Raw genomic sequence first — 14,840 nt, forward strand, 5'->3', positions numbered from 1 at the left:
CCACCCAGCCCCACCGGCGCTTGAGGCCCGGAGTCCCGGACAGCCCACCACCCAGCCCCGCCGGCGCTTGAGGCGCGGGGTCCCGGACGGCCCACCACCCAGCCCCACCGGCGCTTGAGGCGCGGGGTCCGGGGCGGCGCCCCAGGGAACGGGGGAAGGGCGGGTAGGGGACGAGCCCCGCGCAGCGGCACACCCGGCGAGGTCGGGCCGCCCCGTACGGCCACGTACGGCCACGGGTACGCAAACGGGCCGGGCCCGGTGCCCCCGAAGGGGAACCGGGCCCGGCCCGACCGTCTGCCGACGGGTACCGCTTAGTTGTCGTCCTCGTCGATCAGGAAGCCCCGCATGGGAGACGGCGCCTGCTGCATCGGCTGCGGAGCGACCGGTCGCACCGGAGCCATCGGCTGCGTCATCGCCGGGGACATCTGCTGCTGGTTCCCGTAGGACGGGGCCATCGGCGACGGACCGCCCATGGGCGACGGGCCACCCATCGACGGGCCACCCATGGAGTGCATCGCACCGGCCGGGGCCATCGACGGAGACGGCGACGGCGGCAGCGCGGGACCGGCGGGGTTCCGCGGCGGAGCCAGCGAGTCGTCGGCCTGGGTCTCCAGCTGGCGCAGCTGCGACTCGAGGTAGGACTTCAGACGGGTCCGGTACTCGCGCTCGAAGCCTCGCAGGTCCTCGACCTTGCGCTCCAGCGTGGCGCGGGCGGACTCCAGGGAGCCCATCGCGACGCGGTGCTTCTCCTGCGCGTCCCGCTCCAGCGCGTCGGCCTTGGCACGGGCGTCCCGCTCCAGGCCCTCGGCGCGCGAACGGGCCTCGCCGACGATCTTGTTGGCCTCGGAACGGGCCTCCGCGATCGCCTGGTCGGCGGTCTGCTGCGCGAGCGAGAGGACGCGGGCGGCGCTGTCGCCACCGGGACCCTGCTGCGGGAGCTGCTGCGGCTGCTGCTGGTGCATCTGCTGGCCCATGGGCTGCATCTGCCCCATCGGCTGCATCTGCTGGCCCATCGGCTGGCCGAGCGGGTTCTGGCCGCCCATGGACTGCTGCTGCATGGGGTTGCCCATCGGGCCGGGGCCCTGCTGGCCCATGCCCTGCTGGCCCATCTGCTGCTGGCCCATCTGCTGCTGGTTGCCCATGCCGTGCTGCTGCATGGGGCCACCCATCGGGCCCTGACCCTGCTGGCCGTGACCGCCGGGGCCGGCCGACAGCTGAGGCTGTCCGCCCGGAAGCTGCGGCGGGCCCATCTGGGGCTGCTGCTGCTGCTGCGGCGGGCCGGATATGGCCGCGGGCACGGGGGCACCGGGGCCGCGCTGGTCCTGGGGCTCGGGCTTGCGCATGCCCTGCTGCTGCTGGTTCTGCGCGGCGGCGCGCGTGGCGGCAGCGAGCTTGGCGCGCAGGTCCTCGTTCTCGCGCAGCAGGCGTGTCAGTTCGGACTCGACCTCGTCGAGGAAGGCATCGACCTCGTCCTCGTCATAGCCTTCTCGGAGGCGGACGGTCGTGAACTGCTTGTTCCGCACGTCCTCGGGAGTCAGCGGCATGTCTTCTTCACCTCTACGTAGTCGTCGGCAGTCGGCAAGACCGTATCGGGACTGTCCCCGCGCCCGCGGAGAAGCTCATCGTTCACACGCTTCTCGCAGCGGTGCTCACGAAACTGATGAGGATGTAAACGATGATCATCAGAACGAAGAAGGACAGGTCGAGTGCCACGCCCCCGAGACGCAACGGCGGGATGAGCCGCCGGAGGAGCTTGAGCGGTGGATCGGTGACAGTGTAGGTGGCCTCCAGAACGACCACCATCGCCTTGCCGGGCGACCATGAACGTGCGAATTGGAACACGTAGTCCATGACCAGTCGGAAGATCAGGACGCCGAGGAAGCACATCAGCACGATGTAGACGACCTCGAGTGCGACACCCATCCCGCGCTTCCCTCTCCCCGTATCCCGCTCTGTTCCCGGCCCCGTATCTGACGGGTCGGTCTAGCTTTGGTTGAAGAACCCGCCCTCCGCGATGCGGGCCTTGTCCTCCGCCGTGACATCGACGTTAGCAGGCGACAGCAGGAACACCTTCTGTGTCACTCGTTCAATGCTGCCGTGCAGACCGAACACGAGACCTGCGGCGAAGTCGACCAGACGCTTCGCGTCCGTGTCGTCCATCTCCGTGAGGTTCATGATCACCGGAGTGCCCTCACGGAAGTGTTCCCCGATGGTACGGGCCTCGTTGTAGGTCCGGGGGTGCAGCGTCGTGATGCGGTACGGCTCCCGCTCGGAGACGACCTTGGGCATGATCACGGGTGCGTTCTTCTCCAGAATCGAGCGTTCGGGTGTGATGGATGCCACGGGGGCAATTCGCGCAGGACGTCCGTTTTCAACCGGAATTGGGAGGGGCTCCCTCTGCGCGGGAGGCTGTGCAACTCGTACCGGTTCGTCCGATACGGGCGTTTGGTGCGAAACGGGCTGCTGTCGCCGACGCTCCCGTTCCGGTTCCGGCTCGGGCTCGAACTCGTCGTCGGGGTCGTACCCCGGGTTGTCGTACCGGTCGTCCTCCACGAGGCCGAGGTAGACCGCCATCTTGCGCATCGCGCCGGCCATTCTCTGAGTCCTCCGCTCTGTGGTGGATCGCCCTGTCGCAGGTGTCTCGCCGTGTCACGAATGTCACCAACTGCCCGCGATCCACGTGGTCTGCCCGCTGATCAGCGGTAATGACCATATTTTCTGCTGTGGTCCGACTTTCTTCGCGACGTTACCCGAGCCGGGGTCTCGCGCCGAGTACCGCAGTGCCGACGCGTACATGTGTCGCACCGGCCGCAACGGCCTGTTCCAGGTCCGCGCTCATTCCAGCCGACACCATCGTGGCAGCAGGATGGTCCGCGCGCAGGCGGGATGACAATTCCACCAACTGCTCGAAGGCGGCTTGTTCGCGTCCCGCGAACCGCCCGGCCAGCGGAGCGACCGTCATGAGTCCGTCGACGCGCAGTCCGGGCGCCGCCGCCACGAGGTCCGCCAGCTCCGCGAGCTGTTCCGGTGCGGCACCGCCCCGGGCCCCCCGCTCGCCCGACTCGGCGTCGAGGGCGATCTGCACGAGGCAGCCGAGTTCGCGTCCGGCGCCCTGCGCCGCCGCCGAGAGCGCCGTGACGAGCTTCGGCCGGTCGACCGACTGCACGATGTGCGCGTACCCGGCCACGGAACGGACTTTGTTCGTCTGCAACTGACCGACGAAGTGCCAGGTGAGCGGCAGATCCGCACAGGCCACGGCCTTGGGGGCGGCGTCCTGGTCGCGATTTTCCGCCACGTGACGGACCCCCAGGTCCGCCAGCAGTCGTACGTCGCTCGCCGGGTAGGTCTTGGTGACCACGATGAGGGTCACCTCTTCCCTCGCGCGCCCCGCGGCCGCGCACGCGGCGCCGATCCGCCCCTCCACCCGCGCGAGGTTCTCGGCGAGCTCGGCCTTACGATCCGTCATTCCTCAGTCCAACCAGACATATCCGGCAAGCCGCCCGGTCACCCGGTCGCGGCGGTACGAGAAGTGGTCCCGCGACTCCAGTGTGCAGACCGGGGAACGGTGCACGTCCACCACCCCCGCCCCGGCGAGCTGCGCGTGCACTCCGGCGACCACGTCGACGGCCGGTGTCCCCCAGCTGGTCTCGGCGTAGGCGGCCGGCACCACGTCGGCGACCGCCGCCCGCATCTCGGCGGGGACCTCGTAGCAGCGCCCGCACACCGCCGGTCCCGTGCGGGCCACCATGCGCGCGGGCTCCGCGCCCAGCGCCACCATCGCCTCGACGGTGGCGGGCACGACCCCGGCGACCAGTCCGGGCCGCCCGGCGTGGGCGGCTCCCGCGATGCCGGCGACCGGGTCGGCCAGCAGGACGGGCGTGCAGTCGGCGGTGAGGACGGCGAGGGCGAGCCCGCGCCGGGTGGTCACCAGCCCGTCCACGGAGGGGATGTCCGAGCCGGCGGCCCACGGGCCGTCGACCACGGCGACCTCGCGCCCGTGCACCTGGTTCATCCAGACCACCAGGTCCGGCTCGATGCCCAGGGACTTCGCCGCGGCCGCCCGGTTCGCGCGAACGGCGGCCGGGTCGTCTCCGACCGCGCCGCCGAGGTTGAGCTCTTCGTACGGAACGGCGCTCACCCCGCCCCACCGGTCGGTGAAGGCGAAGTGGGCGCCGCTCTTGCCGTGCTGCTCCAGCGTCACTTCAAGAAGTCCGGGACATCCAGTTCCTCGGCCGGGCTGTCCTGGTACGGCCGGGCCGTCGGGACCTGCGGCGCGGGCGCCTCGGCGACCGGGACCGGCGCGTGCGCGGGCTCCTCGCGCGGGGTGACCGAACCCAGCCCGCCGAAGGCCGGACGGACCGGCTCGGCCGAGCGGACCGGAGCCGGGGCCGGCTCCTCGCGCTTGGTGGACACGGCGCCGATGACGTTGTCCCGGCGGGCCGGGGGCTGTCCGCCGTCGAACCCGGCCGCGATCACGGTGACCCGCACCTCGTCGCCGAGCGCGTCGTCGATGACGGCGCCGAAGATGATGTTCGCCTCGGGGTGCGCGGCCTCGCTGACCAGCTGCGCGGCCTCGTTGATCTCGAAGAGACCGAGGTCCGAGCCGCCGGAGATGGAGAGCAGCACGCCGCGGGCGCCGTCGATGGACGCCTCCAGCAGCGGCGAGGAGATCGCCATCTCGGCCGCGGCCACGGCGCGGTCGTCGCCGCGGGCCGAGCCGATGCCCATCAGTGCCGAGCCGGCCTCGGACATCACGGACTTGACGTCGGCGAAGTCGAGGTTGATCAGACCGGGGGTGGTGATGAGGTCGGTGATGCCCTGGACGCCGGACAGCAGGACCTGGTCGGCCGACTTGAAGGCGTCGAGCACGCTGACCTGGCGGTCCGAGATGGACAGCAGGCGGTCGTTGGGGATGACGATGAGGGTGTCGACCTGCTCGCGGAGCTGGGCGATGCCGTCCTCCGCCTGGTTCGCGCGGCGACGGCCCTCGAAGGTGAACGGCCGGGTGACCACACCGATCGTCAGGGCGCCGAGCGAGCGGGCGATGTTGGCGACGACGGGTGCGCCGCCGGTGCCGGTGCCGCCGCCCTCTCCGGCGGTCACGAAGACCATGTCGGCCCCCTTGAGGACCTCCTCGATCTCCTCGCGGTGGTCCTCTGCCGCCTTGCGGCCGACATCCGGGTTGGCGCCGGCGCCAAGGCCGCGGGTGAGTTCGCGGCCGACGTCGAGCTTGACGTCGGCGTCGCTCATCAACAGCGCCTGGGCGTCCGTGTTGATGGCGATGAACTCGACGCCCTTGAGACCGACCTCGATCATTCGGTTGATGGCATTGACACCACCGCCGCCGACACCGATGACCTTGATGACTGCGAGGTAGTTCTGCGGTGCTGCCACGTCGAAGGCCTCTCGCCTCGAGTTACGTGTCGTTCGCCTCGCGGGCCTGCGGTGCGACGACTGATGCCGAAATGGGGAACGGTCCGTACACGCCGACCCGAACCCTAACCCTGAAGTTTAGGGTTATGAGTGTGTCTGTTCCTTGGACTCTTCCGAACAGGACACTAAGTCGACAAGTAGCGCGTGTTCAACGAACACGCCGAACCTCCCGTTTTTCTTTTCACCCTATGTGATCACCCGTATCGCTGGCCAACCAGGGTGCGCCGTTGTTCGACCGGACGTCAACTGCCGGACACCGCCGGGGCGGTGGGGACGCTCACGTCGAAGCGATCGGCCTTGGGCGAGGCCTTCAGCAGCGCCGTCAGAGCACGTCCCTTCGCGTCACCCTGTTCGCCGCTCCCCCACGCCACGGTCCGGCCCCGCGTCAACTCCAGCACCACCGAGTCGTAGGAGCCCACCGTGACCCGCACGGTCTCCTTGCGGATGGCCTCCGGGAGGCCGCCGGCGATCCCGACGGCCTCGTGCAGCAGCCGCTCCTCGTCGAAACGACGGCCGCTCGGGGACCGGTCCGCGCTCAGTTCGAGGACCGGGACGCCGCCGGGCGCCGTCGCGACCGTGTCGAATCGCACACCCGAGGCGTCCACTTCCTCGAAGCCCGCGTCCTTCTTGATGAGCAGGACCGGCTTGCGTTCCGTCACCTTCAGCCCGATCCCGTGCGGCCAGGCGCGCACCACGTCGACCGAATCGATGCGGGGCAGCCGGCCGCGGAGCCGGGCTTCGATCTCGTCGGTGTCCACGGACACCATGGGCGAGCCGACGGGCACGGCCGCCGCGGCGAGCACCTGTTGCGGGGTCAGGACCTCGGTGCCGCCCGCGGTGACCTTCTCGACCCTCAGCCAGGAAGAGCCGTAGAGCACCCAGGCGCAGCCGGCGGCCAGGAGCGCCGCGAGGGCGAGCCCGACGACCAGGAGGGGGCCCCGGCGCAGGCCCCTCAGGAGGGACGGCCCGCCGGGGCCCGCCGGGCCGGATCCCCGGGGCCGCCTGGGCGACTTGGGGGCTTTGGGCGCCTTGGGCCGCCTGAGCGAACCGGGCCCCTTCCCCGCGGCCCCGGGACTGCCGCGCTGTGCGGTGCTCGCTCCGGCCACTCCTGCGCCTCCTGCGTCTGTGCCTCCCGCCTCAGCGGGTCGTGTTGGCGGCGATCGCCTCGTACACCATGCCGACCAGCAGCTCGTCGGCGTCCCGGCGGCCGAACTCGCCGGCGGCCCGGGACATCTCGTACAGGCGGTGCGGGTCGGCGAGCACCGGGAGGATCTGGCTGAGCACCCAGTCGGGCGTCAGCTCCGCGTCGTCCACGAGCAGGCCGCCGCCGGCCTTGACCACCGGCTGGGCGTTGAGCCGCTGTTCGCCGTTGCCGATGGGCAGCGGGACGTAGGCGGCCGGCAGTCCGACGGCGGAGAGTTCGGCGACGGTCATCGCGCCCGCACGGCACAGCATCATGTCGGCGGCGGCGTACGCGAGATCCATCCGGTCCACGTACGGTACCGGCACATAAGGCGGCATCCCGGGCATGTTGTCGACACGCGGCAGTTCGTTCTTCGGGCCGACCGCGTGCAGGACCTGGATCCCGGAGCGCTGGAGGGTCGGAGCGACCTGCTGGATCACCTCGTTGAGGCGGCGGGCGCCCTGCGAGCCGCCGGAGACCAGCAGCGTCGGCAGGTTGGGGTCCAGCCCGAAGGCGGCGCGCGCCTCGGGACGGACCGCGGCCCGGTCCAGGGTGGAGATGGAGCGGCGCAGCGGGATCCCGATGTAGCGGGCGCCGCGCAGCTTGCTGTCGGGCGTGGAGACCGCGACGGCGTGCGCGTACCGGGAGCCGATCTTGTTGGCCAGCCCGGGCCGGGCGTTGGCCTCGTGGACGATGATCGGCACCCCGAGGCGCTTGGCCGCGAGGTAGCCGGGCAGGGCCACGTAGCCGCCGAACCCGACGACGCAGTCGGCCTTGGTGCGCTCCAGGATCTGCTCGGCGGCCTTGATGGTGCCGCGCAGCCGTCCGGGGACGGTGATCAGCTCGGGTGTGGGCCTACGGGGCAGCGGGACGGCCGGGATCAGTCCCAGCTCGTAGCCGCGCTCCGGCACCAGGCGGGTTTCGAGTCCGCGTTCCGTTCCGAGGGCCGTGATGCCCACGGAAGGGTCCTGCCTGCGCAGGGCGTCCGCGAGGGCGAGCGCCGGCTCGATGTGGCCGGCGGTCCCCCCACCAGCGAGTACGACATGCACCGAAATTCACCGCTCTCCGGACGGACGCCTCTTGACGCGCCGTCTCATCGACTTCCATCTCTGCCCGGTCCGCGACCGGCCGCTGCGCGGCCTGCGCATCGCGAGTGCCGCGCGCGCCGCCGGCTCCTCACGCGCGAACGCGATGAGCAGGCCGACTGCGAACATGGTCGGCAGCAGGGCCGACCCGCCGTAGGAGAACAGCGGGAGCGGGACCCCGGCGATCGGCAGCAGACCGAGCACCGCACCGATGTTGATCACGGCCTGTGCCGTGATCCAGGTGGTCACGCCTCCCGCGGCAAACCGTACGAAGGGGTCCTCCGTGCGTCCGGCCACGCGGATACCCGCATAGCCTAGGGCCGCGAACAGGGCGAGCACCGACAGCGTCCCCGCCAGACCCAGTTCCTCGCCGGTGATGGCGAAGATGAAGTCGGTGTGGGCCTCTGGCAGTTGCCCCCATTTTTCCACACTGGCGCCCAGGCCGGAACCGAACCATCCGCCGGAGGCCAGGGCGTAGATTCCGTGCACGGCCTGCCAGCAGAGGTCGTTCCTGCCGGGTTCGGTCGCTCCGATGCAGGCGAGCCGGTCCATGCGGTGCGGGCTGGTCTTGATCAGCAGGACGACGAGCACGCCCGCGAAGGCCAGGACCGCCGCGAACATCCTCGTCGGCGCCCCGGCCAGCCACAGCAGGCCGAACAGGATGGCCCCGAGGATCATCGCGGTGCCCATGTCGCCGCCCAGCATGATGAGCCCGAGCAGCAGGAAGGTGACCGGGACCAGCGGCACCAGCAGGTGTTTCCACTGGCTCAGCAGGTCCTTGTCGCCCTTGCGCGCGAGCAGGTCGGCGCCCCACAGGATCAGTGCCAGTTTGCCGAACTCGCTGGGCTGGAGCATGAACGGACCGCCAAGGGAGATCCAATTCTGGTTGCCGTTGATCGAGACCCCTATCCCGGGGACCTGGACCAGGACCATCAGGAAGAGCGTGCCGGCCAGCACCGGATAGGACAGCGCCCGGTGGAGTTTGACGGGCATCCGGGAGGCGGCCAGGAGCAGGACGGTGCCGATCAGGGCCGCCAGGAACTGCTTCTTGAAGAAGTACGCGTCTCCCAGGCCGAGCTGGAGGGCTTTGATCATCGAGGCGGAGTAGACCATCACCAGGCCGAGCACGGTGATGAGCATGGAGCTGCCGAAGATCAGGTAGTACGCGGTGAGCGGCCGGTCCCAGGCCCGGCGGAGCCGCTGCTGCGTACGCCGCAACCCGCCCAGCGGTCCGCCCCCGGCGGACCGCTGGGCGCTCGTGGCGGGGCGGCCGCGGCCCAGCGAGCGGCCGGCCCGGGGTGCTCTGACGGACCGCCCGGGCTTGTCGGTTCCGGCTGCCTTGGCGGCGGACGGCCGCCGTCCCGGCAGCACTTGCTTGGCCGGCATCTGTGATCTTCCCCTCCACTCGTACGAGGCGAGGCGAGCGGCCGGCGCGTACGGGAGCCCCGGAGCTAGGCCTTTTCGGCGGCCAGTTCGCGCACCGCGTCGGCGAACGCGTCCCCACGCTCGTTGTAGTTCGCGAACATGTCCATCGAGGCACAGGCGGGCGCCAGCAGAACCGTGTCGCCGGGCTCCGCGAGCCGGGCCGCTTCCCGGACCGCCGCGAGCATCGCCCCAGTGTCGGTCCGCTCGAGGTCCACGACCGGGACCTGCGGGGCGTGTCGCGCCAGTGCCTCGGCGATCAGCGCCCGGTCGGCGCCGATCAGCACGGCGGCCCGCAGCCGCTTCGCCGACCTCTGTACGAGCTCGTCGAAGGTCGCGCCCTTGGCGAGGCCGCCGGCGATCCAGACGACCGGGTCGAAGGCGGCCAGGGAGGCCTCGGCGGCGTGGGTGTTGGTGGCCTTGGAGTCGTCGACGTAGGTGACGCCGTCCACCTCGTCCACGTGGCTGACCCGGTGCGCGTCCGGCCTGAAGGCGCGCAGGCCGTCGCGGACGGCGCTCGCCTTCACGCCGAAGGCGCGGGCCAGGGCGGCCGCGGCGAGCGCGTTGGCGATGTTGTGGGGGGCCGGCGGGTTGACGTCCGCGACCTCGGCGAGCTCCTGGGCGTTCTTCTGCCGGTTCTCCACGAAGGCGCGGTCGACGAGGATGCCGTCGACCACGCCGAACATGGAGGGCCCGGGGGCGCCGAGGGTGAAGCCGATCGCCCGGCAGCCCTCTTCGACGTCGGCCTCCACGACCAGGTTCTCGGTGGCCTTGTTGTCGGCGGCGTCCGCGTTGTAGACGCAGGCCACCGTGTTGCCCTCGTAGATCCGGCCCTTGTCGGCGGCGTAGGCCTCCATCGAGCCGTGCCAGTCGAGGTGGTCCGGGGCCAGGTTCAGGACGGCCGCGGAGTGGACGCGCAGCGAGGGCGCCCAGTGCAGCTGGTAGCTGGAGAGCTCGACGGCGAGGACGTCGTACGGCTCCTCGCCGGTGACCACGTCGATGATCGGGGTGCCGATGTTCCCGACGGCCGCCGTCCGGAGACCGGCCGCCCTCAGGATCGAGGCGAGCATCTGGGTGGTCGTGGTCTTGCCGTTGGTGCCGGTGATCGCGAGCCAGGGGGCAGGTTCCCTGCGGGGCTCACCGGACCGGGCGGCGCGCAGGTCCTCCGCGGTCTCGCGGAGGAGCCAGGCGATCTCGACGTCGCCGACGACGTCCACGCCGGCCGCGGCGGCCGCCGCGAACAGCGGGCTGTCGGGCTTCCAGCCGGGCGAGGTGACCACGAGGTCCGTGCCCTCGGGCAGGACCTCGCCGGCCCGGCCGCCGCCGTCGAGCAGGCCGAGGCGGACCTCGATGCCCAGCCCGGCCAGTTCGGCGGCCCGCGCGCGGTGCGCGTCGCCGTCCCCGTTGTCGACGACCGTCACCCGCGCGCCCAGCCCGGCCAGGGCACGGGCGGCGCTGATGCCGCTCACGCCGAGACCGGCGACGGTGATGTTCTTGCCCTGCCAGGAGGTCACTTGTCGGCTGCCCATCCCGCGTAGAAGACTCCGAGACCCACGATCACGCACATGCCCTGGATGATCCAGAAGCGGACCACGACAAGGACTTCGGACCACCCCTTGAGTTCGAAGTGGTGCTGGAGCGGTGCCATCCGGAAGACGCGCTTGCCGGTCATCTTGAACGAGCCGACCTGGATGACGACCGACATGGTGATGAGGACGAACAGGCCGCCCAGCAGCGCCATCAGGAACTCGGTGCGGGAGCAGATCGCCAGACCGGCGAGCGCGCCGCCGAGGGCCAGCGAACCGGTGTCACCCATGAAGATCTTGGCGGGCGAGGTGTTCCACCACAGGAAGCCGAAGCAGGCGCCCATCAGGGCGGAGGCGACGACCGCGAGGTCGAGCGGGTCCCTCACCTCGAAACAGGCGGCCGGGTTGGTCAGGGTCTGCGCGTTGGCACAGGACTCCTGGTACTGCCAGACGCCGATGAAGGTGTAGGCGCCGAAGACCATCACGGCGGCGCCGGTGGCCAGGCCGTCCAGTCCGTCGGTCAGGTTCACGCCGTTGGACATCGCCAGGATCATGAACAGCGCCCAGACCACGAACAGCACGGGGCCGATCGCCCAGCCGAAGTCCGTGACGAACGACAGCTTGGTGGAGGCCGGGGCGAGCCCGCGGGCGTCCTTGAACTGCAGCGCGAGCACCGCGAAGGCGATGCCGACGATCAGCTGGCCGGACATCTTGGCCTTGGCCCGCAGACCGAGCGAGCGCTGCTTGACGATCTTGATGTAGTCGTCGAGGAAGCCGACCAGGCCCATGCCCGCCATCAGCATGAGGACGAGGAGGCCCGAGAAGGTCGGCTGGCTGCCGGTGATCACCTTGGTGAGGGCGTACGCGATCAGCGTGGCAAGGATGAAGGAGATGCCGCCCATGGTGGGCGTGCCCTTCTTCCCGGCGTGGCCGCGCGGACCGTCGTCACGGATGAACTGGCCGTAACCCTTGCGGGCCAGACCCTTGATCAGCAGCGGGGTGCCGATGAGCGTGAGGAAGAGTCCGATGACTCCGGAGAACAGGATCTGCCTCATCGGCCGGCGACCTCGCCCTCGCGCTCCAGCAACGCCAGCGCGACCCGCTCCAGGCCAATGGACCTGGAAGCCTTCACCAGCACGACGTCACCCGGGCGCAGTTCACTGCGCAACAGGTCGACCGCCGCCTGCGCGTCGGACACGAGCACCGACTCCTCACCCCACGAACCCTCGTTATATGCGCCCAGTTGCAGCCAGGACGCTTCCCTGCCCCCGACTGCGACGAGCTTGCTCACGTTGAGCCGGACGGCAAGCCGTCCCACCGCGTCGTGCTCGGCCAGCGACGCGTCACCGAGCTCGGCCATGGGGCCGAGCACCGCCCACGTACGTCCCCCGTTGGCCCTGGCGTTGCCGCCCATCGCGGCAAGCGCGCGCAGAGCGGCCCGCATGGACTCGGGATTCGCGTTGTAGGCGTCGTTGACGATCGTCACACCGTCCGCGCGCTCGGTGACCTCCATCCGCCACCGGGACAGCGTGCCCGCCCCGGAGAGCGCGGTGGCGATCTCCTGGACGGACATGCCCAGTACGTGGGCGACGGCGGCCGCGGCGAGCGCGTTCGACACGTGGTGCTCACCGTACAGCCGCAAGGTCACTTCGCCGCACCCGGTGGGGGTGTGGAGTGTGAAGGAGGGCTGCCCTTCCGGTGTCATCCGTACATCGGTGGCCCGTACGTCGGCGTCCTCGGCCTCACCGAACAGGACCGTACGGGCCTTCGTGCGGGCGGACATCGGGCGGACCAGGGGGTCGTCGGCGTTCAGGACGGCGATTCCGCCGTCGGCGGCGGCCGGCAGGGCTTCCACCAGCTCGCCCTTGGCCTGGGCGATCTGCTCGCGGCCGCCGAACTCGCCGATGTGGGCGGTCCCGACGTTCAGCACGAGGCCGATGCGCGGGGGCGTGAGACCGGTGAGGTAGCTGATGTGGCCGATCCCGCGGGCCCCCATCTCCAGGACCAGGTGCCGGGTTTCCCCGGTGGCCTTCAGCGCGGTGAGCGGCAGGCCGATCTCGTTGTTGAGGGAGCCGGGCGTCCACACGGTGGGCGCGTGCTCCTGGAGCACCTGCGCGATGAGGTCCTTGGTGGAGGTCTTCCCCGCGGAGCCGGTCAGGGCCACCACGTCGGTGCCCAGGCGCTCGACCACCGCGCGGGCGAGGGCTCCGAGGGCCTTCTCCACGTCGGGGACGACCACCGCGGGGACCCCCACGGGCCGGGCCGCGAGGACCGCGGCGGCGCCCGCGGCGACCGCGCGCTCCGCGTAGTCGTGGCCGTCGACCTGCTCACCGGCGAAGGCGGCGAACAGGCTGCCGGGCTCCACCTGGCGGGAGTCGATGACCACGGGCCCGGTGATGCGGACGGACGGATCCGGTATGTCGTGGGGCCGCCCGCCGGTGATGTCGGCGATCTCGGCGAGGGAAAGGGCGATCACTGGTTCACCTCGGCCTGTCGGGCACGCTGTCGGGCTTGGGTCTCGATGGCCGCGCGCAGGACCGCGCGGTCATCGAAGGGGCGTACGACGCCTGCGGTGTCCTGGCCCTGCTCGTGGCCCTTGCCGGCCACCAGCACGGTGTCCCCGGCCTCGGCGCGCCCGACGGCCGCGGCGATGGCCGCCGCCCGGTCGGCGTCGACGAGGACCGCCGCGCGTTCGGCGGCGGGGACGGAGACGGCGCCCTCGAACATCGCGGCCAGGATCGCCAGGGGGTCCTCGGAGCGCGGGTTGTCGGAGGTCAGCACGGCGGTGTCGGCGAACCGGGCGGCCGCGGCGCCCATCGGGCCCCGCTTGGTGGTGTCGCGGTCGCCGCCGCAGCCGAGTACGACGTGCAGTCTGCCGGTGGTGACCTCGCGCAGGGCCCGCAGGACCGACTCGACGGCGTCCGTCTTGTGCGCGTAGTCGACGACGGCCAGGTAGGGCTGTCCCGCGTCGACCCGCTCCAGCCGGCCGGGCACCCCGGGGACCGCGGCGACTCCGTCGGCGGCCTCCTGCGGGTCGAGTCCGGCGGCGGCGAGCGTGACGATCGCGGCGACGGTGTTGGCGACGTTGAACGGGCCGGGCAGCGGGGCGGTGGCCCGCACGCGCTGCCCCTCCGGGCCCACCAGCGTCAGGGTCGAGTCGCTGTGGCCCGAGACCACGTCCTCGGCGCGCCAGTCGGCGGCCGGGTCGCCCGCGGCGGAGAAGGTGACGACCGGGATCCGCGCCTCCTTGGCGAGGCGCCGGCCGTACTCGTCGTCGAGGTTGACCACTCCCAGGCGGGCCCGGCGCTCGGTGAAGAGCTGCGCCTTGGCCTGGAAGTAGTCCTCCATGCCGGAGTGGAACTCCATGTGTTCCGGGCTCAGGTTGTTGAAGACGGCCACGTCGAAGACGCAGCCGTCGACCCGGCCGAGCACCAGCGCGTGGCTGGAGACCTCCATGGCGACCGCCTCGACCCCGCGTTCGCGCATGACGGCGAACAGCGCCTGCAGGTCGGTGGCCTCGGGGGTGGTGCGCTCGGACTTGATGCGTTCGTCCCCGACGCGCATCTCGACGGTGCCGATGAGGCCCGTCGTCCGTCCGCTGCCGCGCAGGCCGCCCTCGACCAGGTACGCCGTGGTGGTCTTGCCGGAGGTGCCGGTGATGCCGATCTGGAGCAGGCCCTCGCCGGGCCTCCCGTAGATCGCGGCGGCCAGTTCGCCCATCCGGCCGCGCGGATCGGCGACGGCGAGGACCGGCAGTCCGGTGGCCTCCGCGCGCTGCGCGCCATCCGGGTCGGTCAGCACGGCCGCGGCGCCGAGCGCGGCAGCCTGCGCGGCGAAGTCGGCGCCGTGCAGGCGGGCGCCGGGCAGGGCCGCGTACAGGTCTCCGGGGCGCACGGCACGGGAGTCGTGCGTGATGCCGGTGATCCGCACCCCGCTGCTCCGCGGAGGCGCGCCGGGGGCTTCGATCCCCAGCAGGTCCGCCAGCTCGCCGAGTGGCGTCGGGCGGGCGGACAGGGGACGCGGCGCTCCCGGCGGCGCTGCCGGGGCGTCGTTCTGGGTGGTTCTGGGCTGATCAGCGTGGGACACGGCGGTGAGCGTACCGGGCCCGGCGGGCCCCCCGCGAAGCGAGGGCCCGCCCTCGGTGCCGGCGCCCGTCTGGTTCCCGGGTTTGGGGGTGATCGTTGTCACTGA

13 protein-coding genes are annotated in these 14,840 nt (G+C 71.4%); all 13 read right to left on the reverse strand.

Annotated features, from left to right (window positions below; all coding sequences use genetic code 11):
* Positions 1–311: 311 nt before the first annotated feature.
* Positions 312–1,544 carry a DivIVA domain-containing protein gene (locus tag ACWF9Z_RS34165; protein ID WP_453609092.1) on the reverse strand — a complete coding sequence of 411 codons (1,233 nt, stop codon included), beginning with the start codon at positions 1,542–1,544 and terminating at the stop codon, positions 312–314.
* A gap of 82 nt (positions 1,545–1,626) precedes the next feature.
* On the reverse strand, positions 1,627–1,923 hold the full coding sequence (locus tag ACWF9Z_RS34170) for a YggT family protein (RefSeq protein ID WP_453609095.1): 297 nt from the start codon (positions 1,921–1,923) through the stop codon (positions 1,627–1,629).
* A 60-nt stretch (positions 1,924–1,983) separates the two neighbouring features.
* A complete protein-coding gene (locus ACWF9Z_RS34175) occupies positions 1,984–2,595 on the reverse strand; it encodes a cell division protein SepF (RefSeq protein ID WP_453609098.1) in 612 nt (203 codons plus the stop codon).
* Between the two features lie 151 nt (positions 2,596–2,746).
* The gene (locus ACWF9Z_RS34180; protein WP_453609101.1) at positions 2,747–3,466 is read right to left on the reverse strand and encodes a YggS family pyridoxal phosphate-dependent enzyme; all 720 of its coding nucleotides are present in this window, start codon (positions 3,464–3,466) and stop codon (positions 2,747–2,749) included.
* A 3-nt stretch (positions 3,467–3,469) separates the two neighbouring features.
* A complete protein-coding gene (gene pgeF, locus ACWF9Z_RS34185; RefSeq protein ID WP_453609104.1) occupies positions 3,470–4,201 on the reverse strand; it encodes a peptidoglycan editing factor PgeF in 732 nt (243 codons plus the stop codon).
* Positions 4,198–5,394: a cell division protein FtsZ gene (gene ftsZ, locus ACWF9Z_RS34190; protein ID WP_453609107.1), complete on the reverse strand. Its 1,197-nt coding sequence runs from the start codon at positions 5,392–5,394 to the stop codon at positions 4,198–4,200. The genes pgeF and ftsZ overlap by 4 nt, the downstream gene beginning before the upstream one ends.
* Before the next feature lie 281 nt (positions 5,395–5,675).
* Complete coding sequence (locus ACWF9Z_RS34195; protein ID WP_453609109.1) at positions 5,676–6,539, reverse strand: cell division protein FtsQ/DivIB; 864 nt, start codon at positions 6,537–6,539, stop codon at positions 5,676–5,678.
* A gap of 31 nt (positions 6,540–6,570) precedes the next feature.
* Positions 6,571–7,665, reverse strand: a complete 1,095-nt coding sequence (murG, locus tag ACWF9Z_RS34200) for an undecaprenyldiphospho-muramoylpentapeptide beta-N-acetylglucosaminyltransferase (RefSeq protein ID WP_453609112.1) — start codon at positions 7,663–7,665, stop codon at positions 6,571–6,573.
* Between the two features lie 6 nt (positions 7,666–7,671).
* A complete protein-coding gene (gene ftsW / locus ACWF9Z_RS34205; protein ID WP_453609115.1) occupies positions 7,672–9,087 on the reverse strand; it encodes a putative lipid II flippase FtsW in 1,416 nt (471 codons plus the stop codon).
* A 65-nt stretch (positions 9,088–9,152) separates the two neighbouring features.
* Complete coding sequence (gene murD, locus ACWF9Z_RS34210) at positions 9,153–10,652, reverse strand: UDP-N-acetylmuramoyl-L-alanine--D-glutamate ligase (protein ID WP_453609118.1); 1,500 nt, start codon at positions 10,650–10,652, stop codon at positions 9,153–9,155.
* On the reverse strand, positions 10,634–11,704 hold the full coding sequence (gene mraY, locus ACWF9Z_RS34215; RefSeq protein WP_453609121.1) for a phospho-N-acetylmuramoyl-pentapeptide-transferase: 1,071 nt from the start codon (positions 11,702–11,704) through the stop codon (positions 10,634–10,636). Before mraY ends, murD begins: the two co-directional genes overlap by 19 nt.
* On the reverse strand, positions 11,701–13,125 hold the full coding sequence (locus ACWF9Z_RS34220; RefSeq protein ID WP_453609124.1) for a UDP-N-acetylmuramoyl-tripeptide--D-alanyl-D-alanine ligase: 1,425 nt from the start codon (positions 13,123–13,125) through the stop codon (positions 11,701–11,703). The genes mraY and ACWF9Z_RS34220 overlap by 4 nt, the downstream gene beginning before the upstream one ends.
* Entirely contained in the window at positions 13,122–14,837 is a 1,716-nt protein-coding gene (locus tag ACWF9Z_RS34225; RefSeq protein ID WP_453609127.1) for a UDP-N-acetylmuramoyl-L-alanyl-D-glutamate--2,6-diaminopimelate ligase, read from the reverse strand. Before ACWF9Z_RS34225 ends, ACWF9Z_RS34220 begins: the two co-directional genes overlap by 4 nt.
* Between the last annotated feature and the right edge of the window lie 3 nt (positions 14,838–14,840).

This window comes from Streptomyces sp. NPDC054961, from assembly GCF_053609145.1.

Coding starts and splice junctions, on each gene's coding strand:
- ACWF9Z_RS34165 (WP_453609092.1), bottom strand. CDS start 1,544: ATGCCGCTGACTCCCGAGGACGTGCGGAACAAGCAGTTCACGACCGTC.
- ftsW (WP_453609115.1), bottom strand. CDS start 9,087: ATGCCGGCCAAGCAAGTGCTGCCGGGACGGCGGCCGTCCGCCGCCAAG.
- ACWF9Z_RS34175 (WP_453609098.1), bottom strand. CDS start 2,595: ATGGCCGGCGCGATGCGCAAGATGGCGGTCTACCTCGGCCTCGTGGAG.
- ACWF9Z_RS34180 (WP_453609101.1), bottom strand. CDS start 3,466: ATGACGGATCGTAAGGCCGAGCTCGCCGAGAACCTCGCGCGGGTGGAG.
- mraY (WP_453609121.1), bottom strand. CDS start 11,704: ATGAGGCAGATCCTGTTCTCCGGAGTCATCGGACTCTTCCTCACGCTC.
- ACWF9Z_RS34170 (WP_453609095.1), bottom strand. CDS start 1,923: ATGGGTGTCGCACTCGAGGTCGTCTACATCGTGCTGATGTGCTTCCTC.
- murD (WP_453609118.1), bottom strand. CDS start 10,652: ATGGGCAGCCGACAAGTGACCTCCTGGCAGGGCAAGAACATCACCGTC.